Origin of the sequence: Pseudorhizobium tarimense (assembly GCF_022968135.1) — a bacterium.
GTDB lineage: Bacteria > Pseudomonadota > Alphaproteobacteria > Rhizobiales > Rhizobiaceae > Neorhizobium > Neorhizobium tarimense.
Map to the genome: position 1 here is coordinate 107,845 of NZ_JALJRA010000011.1, position 25,564 is coordinate 133,408.

27 protein-coding genes are annotated in these 25,564 nt (G+C 60.9%); 10 read left to right on the forward strand and 17 right to left on the reverse strand.

Features of this window, described 5'->3' with window-relative positions; translation table 11 throughout:
- Positions 1–28 precede the first annotated feature (28 nt).
- Positions 29–1,585, forward strand: a complete 1,557-nt coding sequence (locus MUU54_RS14700) for a putative bifunctional diguanylate cyclase/phosphodiesterase (protein ID WP_247244762.1) — start codon at positions 29–31, stop codon at positions 1,583–1,585.
- Positions 1,586–1,691: 106 nt separating this feature from the next.
- Positions 1,692–2,513, forward strand: a complete 822-nt coding sequence (locus tag MUU54_RS14705; RefSeq protein ID WP_247244763.1) for a bifunctional allantoicase/(S)-ureidoglycine aminohydrolase — start codon at positions 1,692–1,694, stop codon at positions 2,511–2,513.
- Between the two features lie 6 nt (positions 2,514–2,519).
- On the opposite strand, the gene MUU54_RS14710 is transcribed toward MUU54_RS14705, so the two are convergent.
- The 4 genes from MUU54_RS14710 to MUU54_RS14725 all read right to left on the reverse strand — a co-directional run bounded on the left by MUU54_RS14710 (position 2,520) and on the right by MUU54_RS14725 (position 6,132).
- Positions 2,520–3,140 carry a nucleoside triphosphate hydrolase gene (locus MUU54_RS14710; protein ID WP_247244764.1) on the reverse strand — a complete coding sequence of 207 codons (621 nt, stop codon included), beginning with the start codon at positions 3,138–3,140 and terminating at the stop codon, positions 2,520–2,522.
- Positions 3,137–3,916 (reverse strand): ATP-binding cassette domain-containing protein, encoded by a 780-nt coding sequence (locus tag MUU54_RS14715; protein WP_247244765.1) that lies wholly within the window; start codon positions 3,914–3,916, stop codon positions 3,137–3,139. The genes MUU54_RS14710 and MUU54_RS14715 overlap by 4 nt, the downstream gene beginning before the upstream one ends.
- Positions 3,916–4,998, reverse strand: a complete 1,083-nt coding sequence (locus tag MUU54_RS14720) for an ABC transporter permease (RefSeq protein WP_247244766.1) — start codon at positions 4,996–4,998, stop codon at positions 3,916–3,918. The genes MUU54_RS14715 and MUU54_RS14720 overlap by 1 nt, the downstream gene beginning before the upstream one ends.
- 108 nt (positions 4,999–5,106) lie before the next feature.
- Positions 5,107–6,132 carry a sugar ABC transporter substrate-binding protein gene (locus tag MUU54_RS14725; RefSeq protein WP_247244767.1) on the reverse strand — a complete coding sequence of 342 codons (1,026 nt, stop codon included), beginning with the start codon at positions 6,130–6,132 and terminating at the stop codon, positions 5,107–5,109.
- A gap of 192 nt (positions 6,133–6,324) precedes the next feature.
- On the opposite strand from MUU54_RS14725, the gene MUU54_RS14730 reads away from it, so the two are divergent.
- Entirely contained in the window at positions 6,325–7,563 is a 1,239-nt protein-coding gene (locus MUU54_RS14730; RefSeq protein WP_247244768.1) for an ROK family transcriptional regulator, read from the forward strand.
- Between the two features lie 106 nt (positions 7,564–7,669).
- Here the strand turns inward: MUU54_RS14730 and MUU54_RS14735 are convergent, their stop codons facing one another.
- A complete protein-coding gene (locus MUU54_RS14735) occupies positions 7,670–7,861 on the reverse strand; it encodes a hypothetical protein (RefSeq protein WP_247244769.1) in 192 nt (63 codons plus the stop codon).
- Between the two features lie 127 nt (positions 7,862–7,988).
- On the opposite strand from MUU54_RS14735, the gene MUU54_RS14740 reads away from it, so the two are divergent.
- Complete coding sequence (locus MUU54_RS14740; RefSeq protein WP_247244770.1) at positions 7,989–8,390, forward strand: DUF4112 domain-containing protein; 402 nt, start codon at positions 7,989–7,991, stop codon at positions 8,388–8,390.
- Between the two features lie 23 nt (positions 8,391–8,413).
- Here MUU54_RS14740 and MUU54_RS14745 read toward each other — a convergent pair whose 3' ends face one another.
- The 7 genes from MUU54_RS14745 to uxaC all read right to left on the reverse strand — a co-directional run bounded on the left by MUU54_RS14745 (position 8,414) and on the right by uxaC (position 14,804).
- Positions 8,414–8,752: a cupin domain-containing protein gene (locus MUU54_RS14745; RefSeq protein WP_247244771.1), complete on the reverse strand. Its 339-nt coding sequence runs from the start codon at positions 8,750–8,752 to the stop codon at positions 8,414–8,416.
- Positions 8,753–8,771: 19 nt separating this feature from the next.
- Positions 8,772–9,617, reverse strand: coding sequence for a 5-dehydro-4-deoxy-D-glucuronate isomerase (kduI, locus tag MUU54_RS14750; protein ID WP_247244772.1), 846 nt, complete (start codon positions 9,615–9,617; stop codon positions 8,772–8,774).
- 28 nt (positions 9,618–9,645) lie between these two features.
- Entirely contained in the window at positions 9,646–10,416 is a 771-nt protein-coding gene (locus MUU54_RS14755; RefSeq protein ID WP_247244773.1) for a FadR/GntR family transcriptional regulator, read from the reverse strand.
- Between the two features lie 9 nt (positions 10,417–10,425).
- Positions 10,426–11,706: a TRAP transporter large permease gene (locus MUU54_RS14760; protein WP_247244774.1), complete on the reverse strand. Its 1,281-nt coding sequence runs from the start codon at positions 11,704–11,706 to the stop codon at positions 10,426–10,428.
- A 4-nt stretch (positions 11,707–11,710) separates the two neighbouring features.
- Complete coding sequence (locus tag MUU54_RS14765) at positions 11,711–12,271, reverse strand: TRAP transporter small permease (RefSeq protein WP_247244775.1); 561 nt, start codon at positions 12,269–12,271, stop codon at positions 11,711–11,713.
- A gap of 105 nt (positions 12,272–12,376) precedes the next feature.
- Positions 12,377–13,354, reverse strand: a complete 978-nt coding sequence (locus tag MUU54_RS14770; RefSeq protein ID WP_247244776.1) for a TRAP transporter substrate-binding protein — start codon at positions 13,352–13,354, stop codon at positions 12,377–12,379.
- A 40-nt stretch (positions 13,355–13,394) separates the two neighbouring features.
- Positions 13,395–14,804 (reverse strand): glucuronate isomerase, encoded by a 1,410-nt coding sequence (gene uxaC / locus MUU54_RS14775; RefSeq protein ID WP_247244777.1) that lies wholly within the window; start codon positions 14,802–14,804, stop codon positions 13,395–13,397.
- A 141-nt stretch (positions 14,805–14,945) separates the two neighbouring features.
- Here uxaC and MUU54_RS14780 point away from each other — a divergent pair, with 141 nt between their 5' ends.
- Positions 14,946–15,959: a Gfo/Idh/MocA family protein gene (locus MUU54_RS14780; protein ID WP_247244778.1), complete on the forward strand. Its 1,014-nt coding sequence runs from the start codon at positions 14,946–14,948 to the stop codon at positions 15,957–15,959.
- Between the two features lie 9 nt (positions 15,960–15,968).
- Here the strand turns inward: MUU54_RS14780 and MUU54_RS14785 are convergent, their stop codons facing one another.
- Complete coding sequence (locus MUU54_RS14785; protein ID WP_247244779.1) at positions 15,969–17,555, reverse strand: alkaline phosphatase family protein; 1,587 nt, start codon at positions 17,553–17,555, stop codon at positions 15,969–15,971.
- A 115-nt stretch (positions 17,556–17,670) separates the two neighbouring features.
- Here MUU54_RS14785 and MUU54_RS14790 point away from each other — a divergent pair, with 115 nt between their 5' ends.
- Positions 17,671–18,624 (forward strand): lysylphosphatidylglycerol synthase transmembrane domain-containing protein, encoded by a 954-nt coding sequence (locus tag MUU54_RS14790; protein ID WP_247244780.1) that lies wholly within the window; start codon positions 17,671–17,673, stop codon positions 18,622–18,624.
- Here MUU54_RS14790 and MUU54_RS14795 read toward each other — a convergent pair.
- The 3 genes from MUU54_RS14795 to ribA are packed head-to-tail and all read right to left on the reverse strand — an operon-like array spanning position 18,600 to position 21,283.
- A complete protein-coding gene (locus MUU54_RS14795; protein ID WP_247244781.1) occupies positions 18,600–19,349 on the reverse strand; it encodes an FkbM family methyltransferase in 750 nt (249 codons plus the stop codon). The two genes, MUU54_RS14790 and MUU54_RS14795, sit on opposite strands and share 25 nt — an antisense overlap.
- Positions 19,339–20,148 (reverse strand): CDP-alcohol phosphatidyltransferase family protein, encoded by an 810-nt coding sequence (locus MUU54_RS14800; protein WP_247244782.1) that lies wholly within the window; start codon positions 20,146–20,148, stop codon positions 19,339–19,341. The genes MUU54_RS14795 and MUU54_RS14800 overlap by 11 nt, the downstream gene beginning before the upstream one ends.
- A complete protein-coding gene (gene ribA / locus MUU54_RS14805; protein WP_247244783.1) occupies positions 20,141–21,283 on the reverse strand; it encodes a GTP cyclohydrolase II RibA in 1,143 nt (380 codons plus the stop codon). Before ribA ends, MUU54_RS14800 begins: the two co-directional genes overlap by 8 nt.
- Before the next feature lie 179 nt (positions 21,284–21,462).
- On the opposite strand from ribA, the gene MUU54_RS14810 reads away from it, so the two are divergent.
- Genes MUU54_RS14810 through MUU54_RS14825 form a run of 4 tightly spaced genes read left to right on the forward strand, consistent with a single transcriptional unit; the run spans position 21,463 to position 24,695 of the window.
- The gene (locus MUU54_RS14810; RefSeq protein WP_247244784.1) at positions 21,463–22,464 is read left to right on the forward strand and encodes a zinc-dependent alcohol dehydrogenase; all 1,002 of its coding nucleotides are present in this window, start codon (positions 21,463–21,465) and stop codon (positions 22,462–22,464) included.
- 13 nt (positions 22,465–22,477) lie between these two features.
- Positions 22,478–22,876 (forward strand): 6-pyruvoyl trahydropterin synthase family protein, encoded by a 399-nt coding sequence (locus tag MUU54_RS14815; protein ID WP_247244785.1) that lies wholly within the window; start codon positions 22,478–22,480, stop codon positions 22,874–22,876.
- Positions 22,873–23,910: a glycosyltransferase family 4 protein gene (locus MUU54_RS14820; RefSeq protein ID WP_247244786.1), complete on the forward strand. Its 1,038-nt coding sequence runs from the start codon at positions 22,873–22,875 to the stop codon at positions 23,908–23,910. Before MUU54_RS14815 ends, MUU54_RS14820 begins: the two co-directional genes overlap by 4 nt.
- Positions 23,907–24,695 (forward strand): class I SAM-dependent methyltransferase, encoded by a 789-nt coding sequence (locus MUU54_RS14825; RefSeq protein ID WP_247244787.1) that lies wholly within the window; start codon positions 23,907–23,909, stop codon positions 24,693–24,695. Before MUU54_RS14820 ends, MUU54_RS14825 begins: the two co-directional genes overlap by 4 nt.
- Here the strand turns inward: MUU54_RS14825 and MUU54_RS14830 are convergent.
- Positions 24,654–25,478, reverse strand: coding sequence for a RibD family protein (locus MUU54_RS14830; protein ID WP_247244788.1), 825 nt, complete (start codon positions 25,476–25,478; stop codon positions 24,654–24,656). The two genes, MUU54_RS14825 and MUU54_RS14830, sit on opposite strands and share 42 nt — an antisense overlap.
- Positions 25,479–25,564 lie beyond the last annotated feature (86 nt).

Below are 25,564 nucleotides of genomic sequence, written 5' to 3' on the forward strand. Positions count from 1 at the left end.
TAGGGGATCAGATGGGGAGGAGCGGGGGATGAACGAGTTTTCAAAGAGCCGGGCGGGGAAGCAGTTTGTTCTCGCCGTTTCGGCAGCTGTTCTGGTTTGGGCGGCGGCATTCCGTTTCAGGGAAGAACTCTCCAGCGCCGCCGGCGCCCTTAGCGGCGACCGCGCAGACACCGTCATCGTCACCTTGGCGATCGCCGGCATTGCCAGCTTCATCTACTCCATTCTGCGGATCGCCGATCTGCGGTATGAGATGGTGCGGCGTGGGGAGGCGGAGCAGCGGGCGGATTATATCGCCACCCACGATCATCTGACGAAGTTGCCCAACCGCTATGCGTTCGACCGGTTTCAACTGACGCCGCTGACGGACAAGGAGAGCGACGAGGTCCTGCAGCCGTCCGCAACCGTTTACTCGATCGACCTCGATGGCTTTAAGAAGGTCAACGATCTCCTCGGCCACCAGGGCGGCGACGCGCTGTTGAAGGAAGTTGCTCGGCGCATCTGCGCGTTGTCGGAGCGGGGAAGCGTGTTCCGCTTCGGTGGCGACGAGTTCATCGCCGTCATGCGCAATCTGACGCCACAGCAGGAAGAGCGCTTCGCGGCCCTCCTCATCCAGTCGATCACCCGGCCTGTTCACATCGGTGACATGACGGCAGGCGTCGGTGCAAGTGTCGGTTACGCACGCTTTCCTGAGCAGGGGGTGGAGCTAGGTGTTGTTTCACACCTTTCAGATATTGCCCTTTACGAGGCGAAGGCCCGCGGACCGAACCATCACGTGCTGTTTACGCCGCAGATGCAGCAGAAGGTGAGCGAGAGGGCCAAGGTCGAAGGTGAGCTTCGCGAGGCGATCGAGACCGATCAGATCAAGCCGTTCTACCAGCCGCTGATCGACTTGCGCACCGGCGATGTCTGCGGCTTCGAAGCACTCGCCCGCTGGGTTCGTACCGACGGCAGCAAGGTGCCTCCAGCCTTCTTCATTCCGGTTGCGGAGGAGAAGGGGCTGATCACGTCACTTTTCCAGCGTGTTCTTCATCGGGCCTGCTGCGACGCCATGCAGTGGCATAAGGGCATCCTGCTTTCCTTCAACGTTTCACCAGTCCAGATGGAAGACCGCCTCTTGCCTGCCCGGATCTTCGAGATCCTCGGCAAGACGGGGCTGTCGCCAGACCGGCTCGAGATCGAGATCACGGAGAACGCACTCGTCGCTGACCCCGATCTTGCTGCAAAGATGATGGAAGAGCTGCATGCTGCCGGGATCAAGGTCGCCCTCGACGATTTCGGGACGGGTTATTCCAGTCTCTCGCAGCTCGCTCGCTTCAAGTTCGACAAGATCAAGATCGACAAGAGCTTCGTTGGCAGATGTGGCAGCGACGACCGACAGGCCAAGATCATCCAGGCGATGCTCGGTCTGAGCCGGAACCTGAATGCGAAGACGACGGTCGAGGGGCTGGAGGACCATCAACAGGTGGCCTACTTCATCCAGCAAGGCTGCGATATCGGCCAAGGCTATGTGTTCGGCCGCCCGGCTTCGGCCGAAGACACCTTGGAGTATCTGGCACAACGCCGGCGGGTTCTGGCAACGGCCTGAGCGCTGCGCGAAAAACGTTGCGGCGGCCATTGCTGCATTCTAAACCGGAGGCACAGCGCCCCTGATGTCGGGGGCTCTGGCCAGCGCAAGGGAACGCCGCATCTCGATGACCGACACTTCCTATTATTCTCGCCTCGGTGGACTGCCTGCCCAGACTGAACTCCTGTCCAGCAAGGCCGTCTTTACCACCGCCTATGCCGTCATCCCTCGCAGTGTCATGACAGACATCGTGACCAGCGTTCTGCCCCACTGGGAAAAGACGCGGGCATGGATCATATCAAGGCCGCTGACCGGGTTTTCCGAAACCTTTGCGCAATATGTGATGGAGGTCGATGCTGGTGGCGGGAGCTCCAGTCCAGAGCCTGACTTGCGCGCGCAGGCTGGCTTGTTCGTCACAGAAGGGGAGATGGTCGTTGAGGTCGGAGGTGCGCAGCACGCCCTGCGAAAAGGCTCGTTCGCCTATCTTCCTGCCGGCTCAGCATGGAAGCTCCACAACACGTCCAGTTCGCCTGCTAGTTTCCATTGGATCCGCAAGACTTTTCAAGCCGTCGAGGGCCTGGAGCCACCACCTGCCATCTTTACCCATGAGAGCGAGCAGGAGATGGTGGCGATGCCGGACACGGACGGAAAGTGGGCAACGACCCGCTTTATCGATCCGGCCGACGTGCGCTACGACATGCATGTCAACATCGTCACCTTCGAACCAGGGGGCACGATCCCGTTCATGGAAACGCACGTGATGGAGCATGGGCTCTACGTGCTGGAAGGCAAGGCGGTCTATCGTCTCAACAAGGACTGGGTCGAGGTCGAGGCGGGCGATTTCATGTGGCTTCGGGCATTCTGCCCCCAGGCTTGCTATGCCGGAGGCCCAAGTCGCTTTCGCTATCTGCTCTACAAGGACGTTAACCGGCACGTCGCCCTTTGGTAGGCTGGCTCAGTTCAGGACAAGGTCCGCGTCGCGGCTTTTTGTGCGCACGAGCCTGCCGTTGGGGAGGTCATTTTCCTCCACCTTACGGCGGGCTTCTTCCCCCGTCATGCCGAGGTCCAGCCAACGGCGCATCAGTCGCTCCTCGAGCACCTCTTCGGCCGGCATGAGCAGGACCGAAAGGTTCAGCAGGCACGCGAGGCCTGCCCATGGCTGCTCTTCCAGCAGCAGATAGTTGCCTTCGATGAGGACGAGGCGGGTGTTGGAGGGGATTGCTCTCGCAGCAGCGACCGAGAGCTCTCTGCTTCTGTCGAACAGCGGAACAAGAACCTCCTGATCCGCCCGCTGCAAAGCCTTTACAACGTCCAGAAGCCCCCGCACGTCGAAGGTCTGCGGAGCGCCCTTGCGCTTCAGAAGTCCTTTGTCGCGCAGCACGGCATCGTCCATGTGGAAACCATCCATCGGCACGATGGCGGCGTTTTCCCCCTTTGCCCGCAGGTGGCTTGCAACCTCTTCTGCAAAGGTCGATTTTCCCGAGCCGGGCGGGCCGGCGATCGCCACGATGAAGCGCTTTGCGTCGCCGGCGCGGCGGACGATCTCGTCCGCAATCTCACCTGATCTTGCCATCATGCGACGACGGGTTCTTCCGGAGCCTTGGCACCCGTCATCAGCGCTACCGCATCGGACATGCTGTAGTCTTTCGGATTTATGACGGTGAGCCGCTTGCCCAGACGGTGGATGTGGATGCGGTCTGCGACCTCGAACACGTGCGGCATGTTGTGCGAGATCAGGACGATTGGAATGCCTCTTCCTCGCACATCGAGGATCAGCTCCAGGACCCGCCGGCTTTCCTTGACCCCGAGTGCAGCGGTCGGTTCATCGAGAATGATGACCTTGGAGCCGAAGGCTGCGGCTCGGGCGACCGCAACTCCCTGGCGCTGCCCACCGGAAAGCGTTTCCACCGCCTGATTGATGTTCTGGATGGTCATCAGCCCGAGTTCGGAAAGCTTCTCCCGCGCGAAATTTTCCATCGCCCCGCGGTCGAGCTTGCGCAGCCATTTGCCCGTAAAGCCAGGTTTGCGAAGCTCGCGACCGAGGAACATGTTGTCCGCAATGGAGAGGGCGGGGGAGAGCGCCAGGTTCTGATAGACAGTCTCGATGCCAGCCTCCCTGGCCTCCAGCGGCGAGCGGAAGTGGACGGGTCGGCCCTCCAGGCGGATTTCCCCTTCGTCGGGCACGACCGCGCCGGAGATTGCCTTGATCATCGACGATTTGCCCGCGCCGTTGTCGCCGATCACGGCAAGGATTTCCCCGGGATAGAGATCGAAGTCGGCATGGTCGAGTGCGGTCACACGGCCATATCGCTTCACCAGACCACGGGCACTGAGAATGGGTTCGCTTGTCATCAGCTCGCTACCTTTCTGATCCACTGGTCGATGGCCACGGCGGCGATGATGAGGACGCCGATCAGCAGATAGGTCCATTGCGGGTCGGTGCCGATGAGGCGCAGTCCGAGAGAGAAGACGCCGACGATCAGGGCGCCGAACAGCATGCCGAGGATGGAGCCGCGTCCACCGAAAAGGGACAGGCCGCCGATGACCACTGCGGTGATGGACTCGATGTTGGTGAACTGGCCTGCCGTGGGAGAAACCGAGCCGATCCGGCCGATCAGTGTCCAGCCTGCGAAGGCGCAGATGATGCCGGACAGGGTGTAGACCGAGATGAGCATGCGCCGGACATTGACACCGGCCAGTTCTGCGGCATCCGGATCGTCCCCGACCGCATAGACATGCCGGCCCCAGGCGGTGTTGTTGAGGACATACCAGAGAAGGGCGACCAGCAGGACCATGGCGATCACGCCATAGGTGAAGACTGCTCCGCCGATGCGCAGGTTCTCGCCGAACAACTGCAGGATCGGCGCATTCTGGGCGATGTCTTGTGAGCGGATCGTTTCGTTGGCGGAGTAGAGGAAGTTGGAGGCAAGCACGATCTGCCACATGCCAAGCGTGACGATGAAGGGCGGCAGCTTCATACGAGCAACAAGGATGCCGTTGATCCAGCCACAGAAGGCGCCAACGGCGAACCCGGCCAGGATCGCCACCGTCGGGGGCAAACCATAGCGGAATGTGAACTGGCCCATGACGACCGAGGAGAGGACCATGATGGCGCCAACCGAAAGGTCGATACCGGCCGTCAGGATCACCAGTGTCTGTGCCGCGCCAACGATGCCTACGATCGCGACCTGCTGAAGAATGAGGGTCAGCGTGAAGGCGGAGAAGAACTTTTCGCCGAGGACGACGCCGAAAAGGATAATCGACAATACCAGGACGATCAGCGGAACGGCGGCAGGGCTGGAGTGCAAAAAGTGCTGCACCTTCTGGAGCGCGCCCTTTTCATGGGTGTCGAACGCTGCCACGGTTGCTGGGCTGCCGGTCAGCACGGTCTCATAGTCGCTTCCGGATCGAGGTGCGGCGTGCGGCTCGCTCATGGAAATCCTCCCAAGCTGTCCTTTGACCGAAGCGAATGAGGTTAAGCCTCCTCCACGACGGCTTGGCTTGGAGGGGCGCTGAGCGCCCCTCAGTGGATTACGACCGGGTCAGCCCCAGCACTTGTCCATGCCTTCCTTGGTGTCGATGGACTCGACGCCGTCAACCGGCTTGTCCGTAACAAGAGCAACGCCGGTGTCGACGAAGTTCTTCCCTTCGGTCGCCTTCGGCTTTTCGCCGGTGTCGGCAAAATTCTTGATGGCCTCGATGCCCATGGAGGCCATCAGCAGCGGATACTGCTGAGAGGTGGCGCCAATGATGCCCTCTGCCACGTTCTTGACACCCGGGCAGCCGCCGTCAACCGACACGATGAGAACATCGTTCTCACGACCCACAGACTTCAGAGCCTCGAAGGCGCCGGCCGCAGCCGGTTCATTGATCGTGTGGACGACATTGATCGTCGGATCCTGCTGCAGCAGGTTTTCCATTGCCGTTCTGCCGCCCTCTTCGTTGCCGTTCGTCACGTCGTGACCGACAATGCGCGGGTCGTTTTCATCACCGATACGGTTGATGTCCGCGACGTCGATGCCAAAGCCCTTCATGAAGCCTTGGTTGCGCAGAACGTCGACCGACGGTTGGGAAGGCGTGAGATTGAGGAAGCCGATACGGGCATCCGTGGCAGCGTCTCCGAGCGTTGCGGCAGCCCATTGCCCGATGAGTTCGCCGGCACGAAGGTTGTCGGTGGCGAAGGTCATGTCGGCGGCGCCGAGTGGTTCAAGCGGCGTGTCGAGAGCGATGACCAGGATGCCTGCATCGCGCGCCTTCTGAACGGCCGGAACGATGCCCTTGGTGTCCGATGCCGTCAGCAGGATGCCCTTCGCGCCATCCGCAATGCAGGTTTCAATCGCTGCAACCTGGCTTTCGCTATCGCCGTCGATCTTGCCTGCATAGGACTTCAGATTGACGCCAAGTTCTTTAGCCTTCTCAGTAGCGCCTTCCTTCATCTTGACGAAGAAGGGGTTGGTATCTGTCTTGGTAATCAGGCAGGCCGATACATCCTGTGCCTGAGCCGGTGCAGACAAGATCATCCCGAAGGCGAGTGCGCTGAATGCTGTGGCGTAAAGTGAATTCTTCATGGTCTCCTCCCAGAGCCTGTAATCGATGTGCAGGTAGGCCGGTATTTCCTCTTTGGCCGAGCTGACCCAGCCGCCGGACCCGCGATCATTAAGAAAGAAGCGGCCAGGCTTGTCAATAAATAAATCGGATTGATTTAATTATCCAGAGCAGCCATTCTCTCCCACGGTTGTCACCTCAACCTGGAGGTCTGCATGTCTCAATCGCAGTTCGGGACGGAAGACGCGGCTCCTGTCCAGAGATCGTCTTGGGCGGGGGGAGCAAACCAGGTGCGTGTGCGCGCCTACAATGAGCGGCTTGTGCTGTCTCTTGTGCGATTGCATGGGGCACTTTCGAAGGCGGACCTCACGCGGCTAAGCGGCCTGTCCGCCCAGACGGTCTCCGTGATCATGCGCTCGTTGGAGAATGACGGGCTGTTGTTGAGGGGGGAGCCGGTTCGTGGCCGTGTGGGACAACCTTCGGTTCCAATGCGCCTCAATCCGGATTCGGTCTACTCCTTCGGGGTGAAGATAGGCCGCCGAAGTGCGGATGTGGTGCTGATGGATTTCGTCGGCCAGATCCGCCTGCAGCATCACCAGACGTACGCCTATCCGCAGCCTGACGAGATCATGGAGATCATCACGGCGGGCATTGCGAGGATCGAGGGACAGCTGCAGCCGCAGCAGCGGGAGCGGATAGCCGGCGTCGGGATTGCGGCACCGTTCGAGCTATGGAACTGGGCCGAGGAAGTGGGGGCGCCGGAAGGTGCGATGGAGGTGTGGCGTGGTACCGACCTGCAGTCGGAAGTGACACGGAGCGTGGCCTACCCCATTTATCTGCAGAACGACGCAACAAGCGCTTGCGGGGCAGAGCTCGTCTTCGGAGTTGGACCATCATATCCCGATTTCATCTACTTCTTCGTAGGCTCTTTCATCGGAGGCGGCGTTGTATTGAACTCGTCCTTGTATTCAGGCCGAACGGGAACCGCCGGTGCAGTTGGGCCACTGCCGGTGAGAGGCAGCAAGGGAGAGACCCGGCAGTTGCTGGATATAGCGTCAATCTTCGTGCTGGAGAACGGTCTGCGGGAACATGGCATCGATCCGCAGCCGCTCTGGTATTCGGCAGAGGATTGGGTCGATTTTGGCGCCCCGATGGAGCGTTGGATCCGCGAGAGCGCGGCGGCGTTGGCGCAGGCGATCGTGGCTGCGGCCTCGGTTATCGACTTTGGGGCTGCCGTCATTGACGGCGGTTTTCCCGGATGGGTGCGTCAGCGGCTGGTGGCAGCCACCATCACGGCCGTCGCCGAGCTCGATCTTCAGGGCGTCATCATTCCCGATATCATCGAAGGGAAGGTCGGGTCGCAGGCGCGCGCCATCGGCGGGGCCAGCTTGCCGCTCTTCGCGCGTTACCTGATCGACCAGAACGTTCTTTTCAAGAACCTCTCAAGCGCCTGAACGCTTCATCTCGGTAACCCGAAGGGAAGTCGCATGGATTCAACTCAGCTTCGGGTGGCAACAAGCCGATATGATGATCTTGCGGTAGCGCAGCCTTGGCACAAGATCAGTCATTGCCCTGCTTCTCACCCGGGCCGTGACCATCTGAGCTGCGAGAGCGCTCATCGACTCGTTCCGCCCCCTTGGACAGGTCAGATCCCTTCTGCGTCTCGATCCGCTGCTCTTCCGAAGACGTGCTCTGCTTCAGCCCGTGCGCGGACTCCTTGCCTTTCGGCGTGGGTGCCTGTTCGCTTCCCATTGCGTCCTCCCTTGGTTATCTTCGGCATCAACTCGGCGCAACGAGGCTTGTTCCGCCTCCGGAGGAACCAGAGGCTTCATCGCACATTCTCCTTTGTCGAACTCATCCACCGAACCCAGAGGCCAAGATGGCAAGAGGCGCTGAAGACGTTTCTGATCAAGTCGAACTGCTGCGGCGTCTACGACGGCTCAACAGCGCTGCGCGCCTGATGGATACGGCCGTCCGCATACCGGGCACCGGCATTCGCCTGGGTGCAGATTCCTTGATGGGCCTGCTGCCGGTGGTGGGCGATTTCGGCGGCGCAGCCGTGGGGCTGGCGATGATTTATGAAGCGAGACGTCTCGGGGTTCCGAGTCACAAGCTCGGCAAGATGCTCGGTAATCTCGCTGTGGATGCCGCCGTGGGTAGCGTGCCCATCTTGGGCGATGTCTTCGACGTCTACTTCAAGTCCCATCGCCGCAACATCGGCCTGATCCTCGATCACTTCGGCGTGGATGCAGCGCGGCTGGACGAGACGCGGGCGCGTTGACGCCTGCGCTCTTTCTCATTCTCTCACGGAAGGAAGTCAGCCCGGTGAGGAGTGAAGCTGTCGACGAGGCGGCCTGCTTCCAGTGCCTTCACCCCATGGACCACGTTGGACGGCACGATGAACGAGTCGCCGGCGGCCAGCTTATCCACCTTGTCTCCGACAGTGACCTCAAATCGCCCCTCGGCGACGTAGCTTGCCTGCACATGGGGATGATTATGCAAGGCGCCTATCCCGCCCTTCTCGAAGGCGAACTCGACCACCATCAGTTCGTCTGTGTGTAGCAGGACCCGTCTGCGGCTGCCTTCCCCGAGTACGGTCCAGCCATCGGTGCTGTTGTGGAAGAAGATCTGCTGATCGCTCATCTGCTGCTCCTTACCACCTTCAGCGCATGCTCTCGATCGGGACCGCATCGACGTCGGTGTAGTCCACGTTGTCGCCCGCCATTGCCCAGATGAAGGTGTAGTTGGCTGTGCCGCAGCCGGAATGGATAGACCAGGGCGGCGATACGACCGCCTCCTCGTTCGCCATCACAATATGCCGGGTCTCGTCCGGCTCTCCCATGAAGTGGAAGACACGCGCTGTGTCGGGCAGGTCGAAGTACAGGTAAGCCTCCATGCGGCGATCGTGCACATGGCACGGCATCGTATTCCAGACCGATCCCGGCGCCAGCTGCGTTATGCCGACGACGAGTTGGCAGGTCTGCGCGCCCTCGGCGTGGATGAACTGGAAGATCGAACGTTCGTTGGAGGTTGCCTGGCTGCCGAGATCGAGACGTTTTGCGTCGCCGATGCGGATGAGCTTCGTCGGATAGCGCTGGTGGGCAGGCGCGCTCAGGAGATAGAACTTTGCCGGCGCGGCCGCATCATCTGAGGCAAACGTCACCTTGCTGCCCATCCCTATGTAGAGCATGTCGCGCGTGTCCAGAGCATGGCGGTTGCCGTCGACCTCGATCGAACCCTTGCCGCCGATGTTGACCGCGATCATCTCGCGCCGGTCGAGGAAATTCGCCGTGCCCGTGGGCTTGATGGTCTCGAGCTCCAGGCCAGCCGCTGTGGGCACGGCGCCACCGATAACCATTCGATCGTAGTGCGTGTAGACCAGCTTCACGCGCCCCGGGGTGAAGAGGTTGCCGATGTGGAAGTTGTCGCGGAGCTCGCTGCTGCCCATGCGGGCACCCGTTGCGGGGTCAAAGGCTTGGCGGGTGGAATAGTCCGTGTGTGCAGTCATGGCATCCTCGCTTATGCTGTCTTGCCCATCAGGGCGTTGTGACGGAGCCGAAGCGGTATTCCGCCTGCTGGTCCGTCAGTCGATCGTGATAACGTTTCTGGCTTTCCGCCAGATGGGTGCGCATCGCCGCGCGGGCCCCATCGGCATCACCTGCCGAGATGGCCCTCAGGATGGCGAGATGCTCGCGCTGGAGCATCACCTGGTACTCGCGCGTGAGCAGACTGTCGGTGCCCCAGGGCGAGGTGATGTCGCAGGGAATAGCACGCATGCCGAGCGCATCGAGAACCTCGACATAGAACGGGTTGTTCGTCGCGGCCGCGATGGCGCGATGAAACATGAAGTCGCTGCGTCCGGTTGCCTCGCCAACGGAAAGCAAGCGGTCGAACTCGAAGAAGGCTTCCTGGATCGCGGCTTCCTGCGCAGCATTCCGCCGGACCGCTGCCAGTCCGGCGCTCTCGATCTCCAGACCCATCCGAACTTCGATGACATTGAGCGCATGGGATATCTTCATCCCAATATCGGCCGTCAGCGAGGCGAAGGCCATGGCGGGTCGTTCGCAGACGAAGATGCCTGCCCCTTGGCGCGATTCCACAAGACCATCGGCAGCAAGGCTTGCCACCGCCTCCCGCACTACCGTGCGGCTGACGCCGAAGGCTTCCGAAAGCTGGCTCTCGGTCGGCAGTTTCTCACCGGAGCGGATTTCTCCTGAGACGATCTGCGACCGCAGTGATCCCGCGACGTGTTCGGATAGCTTCGGTCTGCGCTCTACCTTGCTGGCAACGGTCAAATCCGCGGGCATGGCTCGTCCTTATCTGAAGACACTCGGCAACCACAGGGAGATCGCCGGAACATAGGTCACGAGGCCGAGTACCACGATTCCAGCCAGGTAGAACGGCCAGATCGACCGCATTGCCTGCCACACGCTGATCTTCCCGACCGCACAGGCGACGAACTGCACCGCACCTACCGGTGGCGTGTTCAAGCCGATGCCGAAGTTCAGGATCATGATCACGCCGAAATGCACCGGGTCTACCCCATATGCCTGGGCGACCGGCAGGAAGATGGGCGTCGCGATGATGATCGTCGGTCCCATGTCCATGAATGTGCCCAGAAAGAGCATCAGGATGTTGAGGAGCAGGAGAATGATCAGCGGATTGTCGGAGATCGTGTTCATCCACGCGATCAGAGCGGCCGGCACTCTAAGGAAAGCCATCAGCCAGGAGAAGGCAGCCGCCATGCCGATGATCAGCAGGACCATAGCTGTTGTGCGCACTGCGCCCATCGTGGCGTGGACGAAGCCTTCCCAGGTCATCTGTCGATACACGAAGACCGTGATCAGCAGAGCGTAGAGGACGGCGATGCAGGAGCTTTCGGTTGCGGTGAAGATGCCGGAGCGAACGCCACCGAAGATGATCGCGATGAGCAGGAGGCCGGGGACCGCCACCGCGCCCAAGTGCAGGACCATCTGGAAACCGGGGAAGGTTTCGACCGGATAGCCCCGGCTTCTTGCGACGAAATAGGCCGTCGTCATGAGAGCCAAAGCCAGCAAAATTCCCGGGATCACGCCTGCCGTGAACAGGTCAGCAATGGAAATTTGTCCGCCCGCGGAAATCGAATAGATGATCATGTTATGCGAGGGCGGCAGCAGCAGCGCGATCAGAGCAGCCATTGATGTCACGTTGACAGCATAGTCGGTGCCGTAGCCACGCTCTTTCATCTGTGGGATCATCAGTCCTCCGACGGCTGCGGCCTCAGCCACTGCCGAGCCTGAGATGCCGCCGAAGAGAGTGGCCGTAACGATATTTACCTGTCCCAGGCCGCCGCGCACATGTCCGACAAGCGAGGCGGCGAAGGCGACGATCTTCTGGGCAATCCCGCCACGCACCATCAGGTCGCCGGCGTAGATGAAAAAGGGAATGGCGAGCAAGGAAAACACGCTCATGCCGGAGTTCAGCCGTTGGAAGACGACCAGCGGCGGAAGCCCGATATAAGCCGCGGTCGCGAAACTTGCGACACCCAGGCAGAAGGCGATCGGCGTGCCGATCAGCATGAGCAGCGTGAAGACGCCGAAGAGAATCCAGTATTCCATTGCTTCAGACCTTCACATTCGCAGTGTCTATATCGGCCGCCACCTCTGCGGACGGCACTTCGTCGACGGCGTCATCGACCGGCGCGCCGGACAATCTCAAGACGATGCGCTCCAACGAAAACAGTACGATCAAAACCCCACCTGCCACGAGCGGCAGGTAGTCCCAAGCACCCGAAATGCCGAGAGAGGGCAAGATCGTGCTCCAGGTCAGCGCCATGAGCTGCCAGCCATACCAGATCATGCCGATGCCAAAGGCCATGGCTACGAAATCTGAAATCATCCGCAGCCACTTCTTGCCGGTGTCCGGAAGGACGTAGAGCAGCACGTCGAAGCCGAGATGGTAGTTCTCGCGTACGCCGACGGCGGCTCCCAGGAAGATGAACCAGCTCATCAGCATGACGGCGCCCGGCTCCGTCCAGCTCGGCGAGTCGTTGAGTACGTAGCGGCAGAACACCTGCCACGCCACGAAGGCCGTCATCAGGACCAGGCCTATCCCGGCGCTCCAGAGCGCGATCGTGTTCAGGCGGCCGAGAGATCTGGCGAGGGCCTTGAGAGGGTAAGACATGGTGCACACTTGTTTTTTGCTGGTCCCCAAAGCGTGAGGAAACGTCGCTTCGGTATCTGACGGATGCGAGGGGCAGCCGAGAACCTGCTGCCCCTCGAGAGTGCGTTACTGAACGGCCTTGACGTCTTCGACCATCTTCTTGAGGACAGGATCGGTCACGTGCTTCGCATAGACCGGCTCCATCGCATCAATGAAGCCCTGCTTGTCCGGGTTGGTGATCTCGGCACCGCCGGCTTCAACATTCTTTCGCGACTCTGCCACCTTGGCGGCCCAGAGTTCGCGCTGCTTCGCAACGCTCTCTTTGGCGGCCTGCTGGAAGATTTCCTGATCTTCAGGCGACAGCTGATCGTAGGCTGCCTTGTTCATCACGAAGACCTCGGGAAGAATGGTGTGCTCGTCGAGGGAGTAGTACTTGGCAACCTCGAAGTGCTTTGCCGTGTCGTAGCTCGGGAAGTTGTTTTCCGCACCGTCGATGACGCCAGTTTCCATCGAGGAATAAACCTCCCCGTATGGCATCGGCGTTGCGTTCGCGCCAAGAGCGGCCACCATGTCGACAAAGATGTCGGACTGGATGACGCGGAACTTCATGCCCTTCAGGTCTTCGACGGAGTTGATCGGCTTCTTGCTGTTGTAGAAGGAGCGCGAGCCTGCATCGTAATAGGCCAGCACGACAAGGCCGATATCCTCGAACGCAGCCTTGATCTGATCTCCGACGGCGCCATCCATGACCTTGTGCATGTGTTCTTCCGAGCGGAAGATGTAGGGTAGGGCGGGGACGATGGTTTCCTTCACCGTACCGTTGAAGGGCGCCATCGATATGCGGTTGAGCTCGATCACCCCGGTGCGAACCTGCTCAATGGTATCCTTTTCCTCGCCCAGCTGAGCCGAGTGATAGACCTCTACCTCGTAGCGTCCATCAGTGCGCTCCTTGACGAGTTCTCCGAAGTACTTTACGCCTTCAACGGTCGGATAACCGTCTGGATGTGTGTCCGACGAGCGAAGCACGGTCTGCGCCATCGCAGTGCTTGCCAACAGTGTCGCTGCGACCGTGAAAGCGGCAGCTACCTTCCCGAAATGCATCATGATCTTCTCCTCCCTTTTACCTCGGCGCCTCACGCGCCACTCAAAGCCGATACGCGCTCTTTGCCAGCGTATAGGCAAGCTCCTTGGCCAGATCGAAGGCTTCCTCCTCCCTCAACCGGTGTTCTGCGACGAGGCGCGCCAGGAAGGCACAATCCACTCTTCGTGCAATGTCGTGACGCGCCGGGATCGACGGAAAGGCGCGGGTGTCGTCGTTGAAGCCGACCGTGTTGTAGAAGCCAGCCGTTTCCGTCGTCATCTCGCGGAAGCGCCGCATGCCCTCGGGGCTGTCATGGAACCACCAGGCGGGGCCAAGCTTCAGCGCCGGATAGACGCCGGCAAGGGGCGCAAGCTCACGGGCATAGGAGGTCTCGTCGAGCGTAAAGAGCACCACCGTCAAGTTTCTCTCCAGCCCGACTGCATCGAGTAGCGGCTTGAGGGCGCCCACATAATCCGTCCGCGTCGGGATGTCGAAGCCCATGTCGCGTCCGTGACGCGCCAGCATAGAGGGCGAGTGGTTGCGCAATGAGCCAGGGTGGATCTGCAGGACGAGCCCGTCGTCGAGGCTCATCTTCGCCATTTCGGTCAGCATCTGACCGCGGAAAAACCGGCGCTCGTTGTTGTCTGCCTTGCCGCTTCGCACCTTGTCGAAAAGCGCTGCGGCCTCCGAAGGTGACAGGTTTGCCGTGTCGGCCGTGGCGTGGCCATGATCGGAGGAAGTTGCTCCGAAAGATTTGAAGTACTCGCGGCGCTTCCGGTGGGCTGCGAGATAGCCGGACCAGGTAGCGGTGTCCTCGCCGGTGATGTCGCCGAGTGTGTCCAGGTTCGCTGCGAAGCCCTCGAAGTCCGGATCGACCACGGCATCCGGCCGATAAGCGGTCACCACACGCCCGTCCCAGCCGCTGTCGCGGATCATCTTGTGCCAGCGCAGGTCATCAAGCGCGCCCTCGGTGGTGGCGATTACTTCAATGTTGAAGCGCTTGAAGAGAGCACGCGGCCGGTACTCCGGCTGGCGCAGCTTTTCCGCGATTCTGTCGTAGCTGCTGTCGGCCGTCCTGCTGTTTAAGGGCTCTTCGATGTTAAACAGCGAGGAGAGGACATAGTCCATCCACAGTCTGGTGGGGGTGCCCCGGAAGAGGTGGTAGTTTTCGGCGAACAGGCGCCAGATGCTGCGTCCGTCCGTTTCGACCGGCGAACCGTCCAGCCTCTTCACGCCCAGATCCTCCAGCGCAATGCCTTGGCTGAAGAGCATGCGGAAGATGTAGTGGTCCGGGACGATCAGGAGCTGCGCCGGGTCCGGGAACGGTTCGTCGAGCGCGTACCAGCGCGGATCCGTATGGCCATGCGGGCTGATGATCGGAAGGTTGGCGACGGTCTGGTAGAGGGCACGTGCTATCGAGCGTAGCTGACCGTCGGCCGGAAACAGGACGTTAGGGTGTACTAATCCGCTCATGCTGGTGCCGCTCCTCCTTCGGCTTCCTATGGCTAGCATGCGGGGGAGGTATGTCAACATACAAAAATTGGCTTCTTGTATGACAAGTGTTGCCGAGGCCCAGTGGTTGCGATAGGCCTGAACGGGGAGAAGGAGATCGCGATGCGGATTGGTCTGATCGGGCTAGGGATGGCTGCGGCGCCCCATGCGCAAAGTTTGCTCGAACTGAGAAACCGCGTCGAAGTGGCTGGCGCCTACAGCCCAACGGCTACGCGTCGACAAGCTTTCCGGGAGAAGTGGGATCTCCCCGTGGTGGACGACCTGGATGTCATCTTCAACGATCCCTCCATCGAGGCAGTCGTCATCCTCACGCCACCAAACAGCCACCTTGAACTGGTGCAGCGGGCGACAGGCAGCGGCAAGCACATCCTGCTTGAGAAACCGCTCGAGGTTTCGATGAAGCGCTCAACCGCTCTCGTAGAGGTCGCTGAAGCTGCCGGGGTAAAGCTCGGGATTGTCCTGCAACATCGATTTCGGCCGATCAGGCTGGCGCTTGCCAGTATAGTGTCGGAGGGGCGGCTCGGCGAGATCGTGAGTGCCTCGGCGAGACTCTACAACTGGCGACCGCAGAGCTATTACGACCAGCCTGGACGAGGGACCAAGGCCCGCGACGGCGGCGGCGTGCTGCTAACCCAAGGGATCCACACGCTCGACCTGCTGATCTCGGTTGCAGGGATGCCGGTGGAGGTGATGGCCTATACGGCGACCACGCCGGTGCATCGGATGGAAACGGAGGATCTGGCCGCCGGCACCATTCGCTTCGCCAAAGGGGCACTCGGCACGGTCATTGCCACAACCTGCGCCTATCCCGGATTGCCGGATGCCATCGAACTCATCGGCACGAAGGGCATGGCGCGGATCGAGGGTGCGACGCTCATTGCCAACTTCCACGACGGGACGACCGTCGAACTGGATGATGGAGCGCTAGGTGGCGGCGCTGGCGCTGATCCGATGGCCTTCTCTCATGCGCATCACCGGGCCGTGCTCGAAGACTTCATCGATGCGGTCGAAGGAGATCGGGAGCCGCGCGTGAGTGGCAGACAAGCGTTGAAGGTTCACCGTCTGATCGAGGCTTTGCTTCGCTCATCGCAGACCGGTGCGCGGGAGGTAGTGTGACGCCGGAGCCTAGCTGTCTGTCCCGCTATAGGCGCGGACAAACCTCTCTCTGAAGAGATCCATCCTTACTGCCGGCAATTGGGGAGCAGGGTGCATGCCCGCGCTCCAACCCCATCCGCCGATTTGCTCAAGAGAGTCTGAAGTGCCCATGATGTGCACCGGCACATCGCGTGAGGCATCATCGCCGGTGATCACGGAGGCCGGCTGATGATCGCCGACAATGATGAAAAGCTTGTCATCCCCGTAGTGCCGGATGTAAGAGCCAAGCGTTTGTAGCACGTAATCAATGGACGCCAGGTACTGTCGCCTGATGCGTTCCGGATCCGACCACAGCACCGAGGGCGGATCGCCGCTTGTGGCCTGATCATCGAAGATATGCCCATCGCCGATCCTGTCCCACTCGACGAGCGTCGGGATGGGGGTCCAGGGAGCGTGGCTGGAGATTAATGCGATCTCGGCCATGAGGGGCGCTTCTGACGTCTCCCGCTCCAGCCGCTCGAAAGCTGAGAGCGTGTATTGGTCCGGCATTGTCACCCAGTTGAAGGGCCTGCCTTCGTATCCAAGGCTGGCGGAATCGCGAATGCTGTCATAGCCGAAATAGCCGCTTTCAGGCCAAGCCATGGTGATGGCGGGCATGATGGCGGTGGTGCGCCATCCGGCACTCCGGAACAGCGCGTTCAACGTCTTGCGGTCGCTGGCGATCATTCGGTCATAGCGCGCCTGGCTGTCCGTCCACAGGCCGGAAAGCAGCGCTCCATGAGCAAGCCAGCTGAGGCCGCCGACGGTCGGCGACGTCAACCAGCCACTGCGCGCCTCAAGCCCCACGCCTCGAAGCTCCGCCTCGAACTCCCGAAGACGCGCTGCGACTGTTGGCGCGTAGCGTCCGTCTTCCAGCGCAGTGCGCCCGTAGGACTCGACGAAGATGACGATGACATCCGTGTTGCGAAGCGATGAGAAGAGCGTAGCTGGCGGGATGTCGCTGATGGGATCGGACGCCAGTTCCTCCTCGAAGGCGGAAAGATCCTGGACCGATTTGCGGATCATCGTGATCCTGTTGTTGAGGTAAGGCGCAAGATTGAGGGAAAGAGCCGAGGCCGCCGAAGAAGAGGATAGGAGGGCGATGCAGCCGGCTGCGAACAAGATGGCGGCTGATGCCGCTGAGACCGTCCTGGCGCGCCCTCTGATCCTCCGGAAGTCTCCCAGAGACCAGAAGAACAGCAGGCAGATGGCGACCAGTAGCAAAACAGCGAGCCCGATCCACACAGCCGCTTCGCCGCGGCCCACGGATCCACTGAGCAGGTTCCAGCCGTCAACTATGATCTTTATGTCGAGGTATGGGTTGAACGGCCTTTGGAACGCGGCCCCCGTGCCGATGTCTGCCAACTTCAAGAACAGGACGATGGCGATCAGCAGCATGGCGAAGATGCAGAAGGCGGAAAAGGCAAGCCCAGGCAGCAGGACGGCGCCGAATGCGAGCAGAAGGAGCTCAAGCGGGAACTGCAATTCCGCGATCGAGGAGAGGCTTGCTGGATTGGACGGAAGCGTCAGAACGATCCAGGCGATCAAAAGAGCCGTAACTATTCTGAGATGCGTCATCCGATTCGCTACCGCAAAGATCCCGGGAGTATTATTGTGAAGCGCATGCCGAACAACCCTTGCCTGGCTTCAGCAAAGAAACAGGCCATTCGCCGCTGCCACAGAAAGTGCTTCGATGTTTCGTATTCTTGGTGCCGTCTTGGGTATTGCAGCGTTGGTGACGGTCGTCGTCATCTCTGATCCCCCAGAAATCTGGCGCCGTCTTGCAGCCATCCCTTCTGTCTATGTCTTCATAGGACTCGGGCTGGTCCAGGTGCAGATCATCTTGTCGGCCGTCAGATGGCGCTTCACGGCGCAGCGCCTGCGGCAGGGTCTGAGTCTTCGTCAGGCTGTTCGCAACTATTATCTCAGCTCCTTCCTCAATCAGACCTTGCCGGGTGGCATGGCCGGTGATGCGGTTCGGGCGCTGCGCCATCGCGGGGAATTGCCTGGGGGCTGGAAAGTGCCTGCGCTTGTCGTCGTGTTGGAGCGGGCCGTGGGGCAGGGCGTTTTTCTGCTTATCGCGGGCGTGGGCTTGGTTGCGTGGCCGCTCCTCGTGGTACGGCGCTTGCCCGATTCCCTCGAAGGGGTGTTGAGCGCGGCCTATGTGCTCGTGGGCTTGATCTTCCTCGCCGCCATCGTGTTGTTCCGATTTCCACCAAGAGCTTTCGCGGCACGCATGGCCTCGTTCAAGCAGGCTCTTTATGAGGTGTTCGTCGAGGGCGGCGCCTGGAAGGTCCAGTCGATTCTCGGCCTTTTTATCGTCGGGAGCTATATCGGCATGTACATGCTGGCGTCGGTGGCAGTCGGCGCGCCATTGCCGGCTCTGGCCAGCGTAACGGTGGTTCCGCTGTGCATGCTCATGATGCTTGTTCCTGCAACCGTTGCGGGATGGGGCGCCAGAGAAGCGGCGGCCGCCGGGCTCTGGCCACTTTTCGGCTATGCCGGGGCCGATGGCGTGGCTGCCAGCATTTTCTACGGCGTGTTGTCGCTCGCGGGTGCTGCGCCGGGTCTGGTCGTCGCGGGGCTGGCTCCTCTGCCGGGAAGGAGAGCGACGCAGGAAGATCATGATCCCTCCAGCCGCGCATAAACGTCCCCGGACTTCGCCGTAGTCTTAAGTGCCGAAAGCTCCTTCCGGATTTCGATTGGTGTCAGCCAGCGCGAATGTGCGAAATCATGGTCTTCGCCTGCGGTGCGGTTGAACACGTAATTGCCCAGCCGTTCAAGCTCGTCCACCACCTGGAATGCGACATCCATGGCGGCGGGAACGTATTCAAACGCGATGATCGGTATCGGTTGGGTGAGGCCGCGCAGGATCTCTGCCTCTGCTCCTTCAACGTCGATCTTGCAGAACTTCGGACAGCCGTGGTCGGCAATCATCTGATCAATCGTGATCCGTTCGACCTTCTCTACCCGGTCCCACGACACCTGCTCAAACCCGCTGGTTTGCGTGACGGAAGAGATCCACGATGAGGAGGTTGTGGTGACGGTCGGATGCCGAGTAGAGATATGCAGGTCGACGGTGCCGGCGACCTTCCCTACTGCCTTTCGCACCAGGGTCAGATGTGGATGATCGATCCTTCGACTGATGAAGTCGGCAAAATCCCGCTGAGGCTCCACGGCGATAACCTTGGCTCCGAGCTTCAACAGCGTTCGTGAGCGGCTGCCGACATGCGCGCCGATATCGAAGGCCAGATCGCCTGGGGTAACGAATTGCCGATAGAACGTCTGCAGCTTATGCCGGCGCCAGGGCTGGCCATAGTAGATTACGATCGAGCGCCAGAGGCCGAACGCCCGCCAGAACTCAGGCGACATGGCTAGTCGTCCCGCCTGTCCGCCAGAGATAGACAATATCCACCGCAAAAGAGAAGAGTAGCGAGAGAAGCGCCAAAGCGAGTATTATACCTGCAAATGGGGGCGTGATCGCGGGAACGAGTGCAGCGCAAAGGGCCACGCCCTGCGAAACGCAGATGGCCTTGCGGCGCATAGACTCCGGCAAGTCGCCCGAAATTCGCGTCAGGGCCCATTGCGCACCGATGAAAGCGTAGCGCATCAGGCCGATTAGCAAGACCCAGGCTCCCGCCTTGCCGAGGAGCGCTGCTCCGGCCGCCAGAAGAAGGATCAGCAGCGCATCCGTTTCCATATCGAAGCGAGCGCCGAAGCGGGAAGACGTGCCGCTTCGGCGTGCGAGATAGCCGTCGATACCATCAAGGGCGAGCGCTACTGCCGCACAGCCGGCTACCGCCCAGTGCAGGTGTTCAGCAGCAGGATCACTAAACCCGCCGGATCCAAGGATCAGGCCGCCTATGGCCGCTGTCGCCGCTGCGCGGAACGTGGTGACGACGTTGGCGGGTCCATAACGAGGGTGGGCGTGAGTAGGCAGTTTGGCGAACGCAAAGATCGAGATGCCCGCATAGATGAAAAGCGCATACCAGATCGCGTTTCCGACGTTGCCGAGCATCGTCTCGAGAGCGTGGACCAGGACTGCGATGAGGGTTGCGCCAAACAGGAACGCTATCGCGGCCTGTGCATAGAGAGCCAAAGGCGCGCCGCCGTCGGAATGTGGTCGATCCCGCGGCAGATTGAGACGGGATAAGCCCAAATGCTCAGCCATCGGAGAGTTCCTTCGCCGCGCGCGACAGCACCTCGATGTCGAGCATGTGCCCTGCGCGCAGGGTCTTGGTCCGCAGGTATTCGACGTTGTCTGCCGTGATGCGGCCGGTTACCGGAACCCTGCCGTTTACGCTGATGCCGCCCGCAAGCAGAGCCGAGACCTTGGTCGGGTTGTTGGTGAGAAGCGCGACGCTGTAGACCTTGAGACCGCGCAGCATCGCAACTGCCGCGTCGTATTTGCGCTCATCGGCCCCGAAGCCGAGCTCCGCATCCGCGTCGATCGTATCAAGGCCATCATGCTGGTAGCCATAGGCGCGCATCTTGGCACCGATTCCGGTGCCTCTTCCCTCCTGGTCGAGGTAGAGCAGCACGCCTCCTCCAAGCTCCTTCAGGCTCGTCAGGCCGTTTCGCAACTGGTCGCCGCAGTCGCACTTCAGCGATCCGCAGAGATCCCCGGTGAGGCAGGAGGAGTGGATGCGGACCGGTACAGGGTTCAACGTATCGGGATTGCCGACGATGATGGCAACCTGATCCTTCTGGGCAAGCCCGCCGCGGAAGACCACGAATTTGCAATCGCCGAAGTCACGAAGGGGCACGGGTGTGCGCACAACCACCTGGAAGTTCTGCGCCAATCTTCGGCTCTTCGGCATGTCCATGTGGTGGAGCTTGGCGCAGGCATCGAAAGTGCGGGAGTGACGTGGGATTGCGACGCACATCATCGCGGGCAGCAGAAGCGCCAGTTGCGCCACTTCTCCCGCCATCTTCATCTGTGGGCTGGCTCGACGCCAAGCGGAGGGAGCCTTCGCATCTCGGTCATAAGCGAGCGCCGAGGCCGCGGCGAAATCCAGGCCTCGCCCTGCGAAGGCCACGCCATCAGTCGAATGGAGGCCAAGACGCGAGGCGCGATGACTCGAGAGGTAGAGAACCTCTTCACCCATCGCTGCTCGCGCGAAGCGTTGGTATTCCGCCGGCGAAACAGCATCGAGTGCCAGCGCTGCCACGGCGTCGTTGGTGGCTTCAAGAATGACCGGTCGGCCGTAGCGCAGCTCGGAGACTGCTCGTTCCAAACGAGTAGCAGAATCTTCGACCTCATAGCTGGCCTGGTCGGCCACCCAGATATTGTGTGAAACATTCATGACAGTCTCCTCGACGCTGTACATGGAGCGGATCACGACGAGGTGCAGATGCTGGATCTTTTGGAAATGCGTCAATTAAACGTGATAGTTGCCCTCATACTCTTCAAAAAATCCGGACCCTTGCCGTTGACGTTATTCCTCCTAACTCCGCAACGCAAACAGGTCGGGGAGGGCGTATTGTGACAGTCGAGCAACCGGCTCCTGTGAAGTCGAGCCGGGAAGGGGCGCGATCCTTGTGGATCGAACGGGCCGGACAGGCTGCGATCCGCACCGAGACTCTCATACCACTTCAGCCGAGCCAGGTGACGGTTGAAGCTCTGTTCAGCGGGATCAGCCGAGGAACGGAATCTCTGGTTTTCCACGGACGGGTTCCGGAGACGGAATTCGAGCGCATGCGCGGCCCCCATCAGGAGGGCGAGATGTCGTTCCCGGTGAAGTACGGCTATGCGATGGTCGGGACAGTGTTGGATGGCGCTGGCGACCTGGCCGGAAGACGCATCTTTTGTCTCCACCCGCATCAGGACAGGTTCCGGATCGGGCGACAAGAGGTTCACGTCCTGCCGGACGCTCTTCCGCCGGAGCGCGCCGTGCTGGCCGCCAACATGGAGACGGCGCTGAACATCGTCTGGGATGCGGGCGTGTTGCCCGGTGACCGTGTCGTTGTTTTCGGTGCCGGCATAGTCGGGCTTCTCACTGCCTACATTGTCTCGCGCATTGGCGGAGCGGAAATAACCTTATGCGACATCTCGCCTGATAGGCGGGACATCGCCCGGGCGCTGGGCCTGCCGTTCTGCGAACCTTCGGATGTTCCTGACGACTGCGATGTCTTGATCAACGCCTCGGCCTCGCCCGCAGCGCTAGCGAACGCCCTTGCGCATGCAGGTTTCGAAGCTCGGATCATCGAGGCGAGCTGGTATGGCGAGACCATGGTGGAGATACAATTGGGACGAGCCTTTCATTCGAAGCGGCTCTCGATCGTCAGCTCCCAAGTGGGCGCCATCGCTCCTCAACGCCGGGGCCGTTGGACCTTTGGACGCCGCTTGGCGAAGGCGCTGGAGTTTCTCCGGGATGAAAGGCTCGATACGCTGATTTCGGGCGAGACGCCCTTTGCAGCCATCGCTGCAGCTTATGGGCAGATCTTGGAAAGCCCCGAAACTCTTTGCCACCGAATTCGATATTGAAGAGGAAACTGTCATGTTCGCAGTAGAAGTTCGCGACCACATCATGATCGCGCACAGTCTCCCGAGGCCTGTCTTCGGCCCGGCCCAGGGCCTTCATGGGGCGACTTTCGTTGTGGATGCCGCATTCTTCACGGAGAACCTGGATGAAAATGGTCTGGCGGTCGACATCGGATTGGCCACTGAGGTTCTCCGCGAAGCTCTGAAGCCTCTGAACTATCAGAACCTCGACGACGTCGAAGAATTTACCGACAAGGTTACGACGACCGAGTTTCTCGCAAAGTACATCTTTGACCGCCTGCGTGACGCGATCGGGGCCGGGCGGCTCGGAGAAGGGAGTCAGCGTATCCGCCGGCTGAAGGTCATGCTGCATGAGTCCCACATTGCGCGTGGGTGGTATGAGGCCGAGCTTTGAGCTCGACGCTTTACTTCGCCTACCCGGGCGATCTGCAGACGCGGACCGGCGGCTATGGTTATGACCGGCGGATCATTGGCGCCCTACGAGACGCGGGTCGGGAGGTCCATCTTCTGCCGCTGGGGGATGGCTTTCCGGATGCGCCAGATCTCACCGCCGCAGAAGCGGTGCTCGCCGAGGTGCCCGAAGGAAGTCTGCTTCTGATAGACGGCCTGGCGTTCGGCGTGCTGGATCAATGGGCCGAGCAAAGAGCAGCAAAGTTTCGGCTGTTCGCGCTCGTGCATCATCCGCTTGCACTGGAGACGGGGCTGTCACGAGCGGCCCAGGCTGATCACGCTGCTCGGGAGCAGCGTGCACTGAGCTTTACGCGGGGTGTCATCGTCACCTCAGAGGCCACTGCAAAGGAGCTGGTGGAGAACTACGGAGTCGCTGTCGGAGATGTCGTCGTTGCTTTGCCAGGAACAGATCCTGTTCCACTCGCGGTTGGGCGAGGTGCCGAGCCGCTAATCCTGAGCGTGGGATCTCTGACCCAGCGGAAGGGGCACGACGTCCTCATTGCGGCACTTTCTTCGCTGAAGGACCTGCCCTGGACCTGCCGGATCGTCGGCAGTCGAGAGCTTGATCCAGCGGTTGCCGCGAAGCTGAAGGAGCAAATCGTGGCGGCCGACTTGTGGGAGCGCGTCACTCTCGCGGGCGAGGTGGAGGATGTACGCCCCGAGTTTGCTCGTGCCGATCTCTTTGCACTCGCGAGCCGATACGAGGGATATGGCATGGTCTTCGCGGAAGCCCTGGTGCATGGCCTGCCGGTGGTGGGGTGCGCAACGGGAGCGGTTCCGGACGTGGTGCCGGAAGCTGCCGGAATCCTCGTTGAGCCAGATGATCCTGAAGCCTTTGCAGCGGCACTGGCCCGATTGTTGACGAAGCCGGACGATCGCACCGCGATGGCCGATGCTGCAGCGGTTGCCGGTGCAGCGCTACCCTCGTGGGAAGACACCGCGGCCGTGATTGCCGAATTGTTGGAGAAACATCAATGAGCGGCTTCGGCAAGGATTGGCTGGCACTGCGGGAGCCGGTTGACCGACGGTCTCGGGATGCCGCGCTGCTCGATCGCGCAGTGCACGCAGTTCAACGTCAATCGCCGGCTTCGGTGTTAGATATCGGCTGCGGCACAGGCTCCACATTTCGCACGCTGGCGCCAAAGCTGCGAGGCGCGGTCTCCTGGACACTGTTCGATTACGACGAGGATCTTCTTGCGGAGGCGGAGCGGCGTCACGCTTCCGACGACATCACGTTCGTGAATGGCGATCTTACGCAGATCTCGGCATTGCCGCTGGACAGGGTGACGCTGGTGACTGCCTCTGCTCTCTTCGATCTCTGCTCTCATGCCTTCATGAAGCAGTTCGTGGAGACGCTCGCTTGGCAACGCGCCGCGATCTACGCAGCACTGAACTATGACGGCGAGATGCACTGGTCGATGGAGCACCCCGCGGACGAAGCCGTAACGAAGGCCTTTAATGCGCACCAGCTGACAGACAAGGGTTTCGGTCCCTCCGCCGGGGCCGACGCCTGGCGCGTTCTGAAGGAGACGCTGGAGATGTGTGGCTTCTCGGTTAGCATCGCCGAAAGCCCTTGGCTGATGGGCCGCGACGATGCAGACCTTCAGCGGCAGTTTCTGGATGGCGTCGCTCGCGCCGTGTCTGAAGAAGGCAGCGTTGACGCAGCCGAGCTTCGCGACTGGCATCAGTCCCGGCTGCAATCGATTTCGCAGACCGCAAGCTTATGCCGGGTGGGTCACCAGGACGTCCTGGCCTTGATCTGAGGTCTCAAGTGACGCTGCCGGACGCCGGAAATCGCAGTCGAAGACGATGTCCGTGCCGATGTTGTAGACATTCACGGTCGGACGGCGCGCTTCCGACAGTCGATCGACGGGGGCAAGGCTGATGCCCATTGGTCCCGACCCAATGATGATCGGCGCGATGGCGACGTGAAGGCGATCGACGAGGTCCGCATCGATGAAGCGGGCAATGGTCTTTGCACCGCCCTCGATAAGCACGCTTGTGAGGCCGCGCTCGGCAAGGCAATCGAGAATGTCTTTTGGATGCAGACCTTCGCCACAGCGGGGAAGCCTGACGACCTCGTGGCCCAGCCTGCGGGCCAGGATGTCATCGGCCTGAACCACCAGCACGGGTGCGCCACCATCCGTCAGCATCTTGGACTGCTGAGGCATGCGGCCATTGCAGTCGATGACGACGCGGACAGGATTTTCGCCAGGGACTGCACGTACCGAAAGACTCGGATTGTCGGCAACGACGGTGCCGACCCCAACGACTACGGCATCAACAAGGGCGCGACAGCGGTGGAGATGCGAGATGCCGTCGCAGCCGGATACATCCTGCGCATCTCCGGTTGTCGTGGCAACCCGCCCGTCCAGAGACTGCCCGACCTGCGCCAGCACCAACGGCCTGCCGCGCCGCGCAATCGGCTCGTAGAGCGATAGGCTTGCCTTGTCATCGTTCACCGGCCGCGTGATCTGCCGCTGACCCTGCTCGCGCATTGATCTAAGATAGTCCCACGTCGCGCCCGTCATCTTTGCCGATTGCATGTCCCGCCTCGCCTATGGGAGCAACACTAAAGTCCTGACAGGCAGATGATGTTCCAGAGCGTGCTGCTGTTTCAGCATCCAAATCT

What these genes read in the sequence shown, in the direction of transcription:
- MUU54_RS14700 (WP_247244762.1), top strand. Translation starts at nt 29, where the DNA reads ATGAACGAGTTTTCAAAGAGCCGGGCGGGGAAGCAGTTTGTTCTCGCC.
- MUU54_RS14705 (WP_247244763.1), top strand. Translation starts at nt 1,692, where the DNA reads ATGACCGACACTTCCTATTATTCTCGCCTCGGTGGACTGCCTGCCCAG.
- MUU54_RS14710 (WP_247244764.1), bottom strand. Translation starts at nt 3,140, where the DNA reads ATGATGGCAAGATCAGGTGAGATTGCGGACGAGATCGTCCGCCGCGCC.
- MUU54_RS14715 (WP_247244765.1), bottom strand. Translation starts at nt 3,916, where the DNA reads ATGACAAGCGAACCCATTCTCAGTGCCCGTGGTCTGGTGAAGCGATAT.
- MUU54_RS14720 (WP_247244766.1), bottom strand. Translation starts at nt 4,998, where the DNA reads ATGAGCGAGCCGCACGCCGCACCTCGATCCGGAAGCGACTATGAGACC.
- MUU54_RS14725 (WP_247244767.1), bottom strand. Translation starts at nt 6,132, where the DNA reads ATGAAGAATTCACTTTACGCCACAGCATTCAGCGCACTCGCCTTCGGG.
- MUU54_RS14730 (WP_247244768.1), top strand. Translation starts at nt 6,325, where the DNA reads ATGTCTCAATCGCAGTTCGGGACGGAAGACGCGGCTCCTGTCCAGAGA.
- MUU54_RS14735 (WP_247244769.1), bottom strand. Translation starts at nt 7,861, where the DNA reads ATGGGAAGCGAACAGGCACCCACGCCGAAAGGCAAGGAGTCCGCGCAC.
- MUU54_RS14740 (WP_247244770.1), top strand. Translation starts at nt 7,989, where the DNA reads ATGGCAAGAGGCGCTGAAGACGTTTCTGATCAAGTCGAACTGCTGCGG.
- MUU54_RS14745 (WP_247244771.1), bottom strand. Translation starts at nt 8,752, where the DNA reads ATGAGCGATCAGCAGATCTTCTTCCACAACAGCACCGATGGCTGGACC.
- kduI (WP_247244772.1), bottom strand. Translation starts at nt 9,617, where the DNA reads ATGACTGCACACACGGACTATTCCACCCGCCAAGCCTTTGACCCCGCA.
- MUU54_RS14755 (WP_247244773.1), bottom strand. Translation starts at nt 10,416, where the DNA reads ATGCCCGCGGATTTGACCGTTGCCAGCAAGGTAGAGCGCAGACCGAAG.
- MUU54_RS14760 (WP_247244774.1), bottom strand. Translation starts at nt 11,706, where the DNA reads ATGGAATACTGGATTCTCTTCGGCGTCTTCACGCTGCTCATGCTGATC.
- MUU54_RS14765 (WP_247244775.1), bottom strand. Translation starts at nt 12,271, where the DNA reads ATGTCTTACCCTCTCAAGGCCCTCGCCAGATCTCTCGGCCGCCTGAAC.
- MUU54_RS14770 (WP_247244776.1), bottom strand. Translation starts at nt 13,354, where the DNA reads ATGATGCATTTCGGGAAGGTAGCTGCCGCTTTCACGGTCGCAGCGACA.
- uxaC (WP_247244777.1), bottom strand. Translation starts at nt 14,804, where the DNA reads ATGAGCGGATTAGTACACCCTAACGTCCTGTTTCCGGCCGACGGTCAG.
- MUU54_RS14780 (WP_247244778.1), top strand. Translation starts at nt 14,946, where the DNA reads ATGCGGATTGGTCTGATCGGGCTAGGGATGGCTGCGGCGCCCCATGCG.
- MUU54_RS14785 (WP_247244779.1), bottom strand. Translation starts at nt 17,555, where the DNA reads ATGACGCATCTCAGAATAGTTACGGCTCTTTTGATCGCCTGGATCGTT.
- MUU54_RS14790 (WP_247244780.1), top strand. Translation starts at nt 17,671, where the DNA reads ATGTTTCGTATTCTTGGTGCCGTCTTGGGTATTGCAGCGTTGGTGACG.
- MUU54_RS14795 (WP_247244781.1), bottom strand. Translation starts at nt 19,349, where the DNA reads ATGTCGCCTGAGTTCTGGCGGGCGTTCGGCCTCTGGCGCTCGATCGTA.
- MUU54_RS14800 (WP_247244782.1), bottom strand. Translation starts at nt 20,148, where the DNA reads ATGGCTGAGCATTTGGGCTTATCCCGTCTCAATCTGCCGCGGGATCGA.
- ribA (WP_247244783.1), bottom strand. Translation starts at nt 21,283, where the DNA reads ATGAATGTTTCACACAATATCTGGGTGGCCGACCAGGCCAGCTATGAG.
- MUU54_RS14815 (WP_247244785.1), top strand. Translation starts at nt 22,478, where the DNA reads ATGTTCGCAGTAGAAGTTCGCGACCACATCATGATCGCGCACAGTCTC.
- MUU54_RS14825 (WP_247244787.1), top strand. Translation starts at nt 23,907, where the DNA reads ATGAGCGGCTTCGGCAAGGATTGGCTGGCACTGCGGGAGCCGGTTGAC.
- MUU54_RS14830 (WP_247244788.1), bottom strand. Translation starts at nt 25,478, where the DNA reads ATGCAATCGGCAAAGATGACGGGCGCGACGTGGGACTATCTTAGATCA.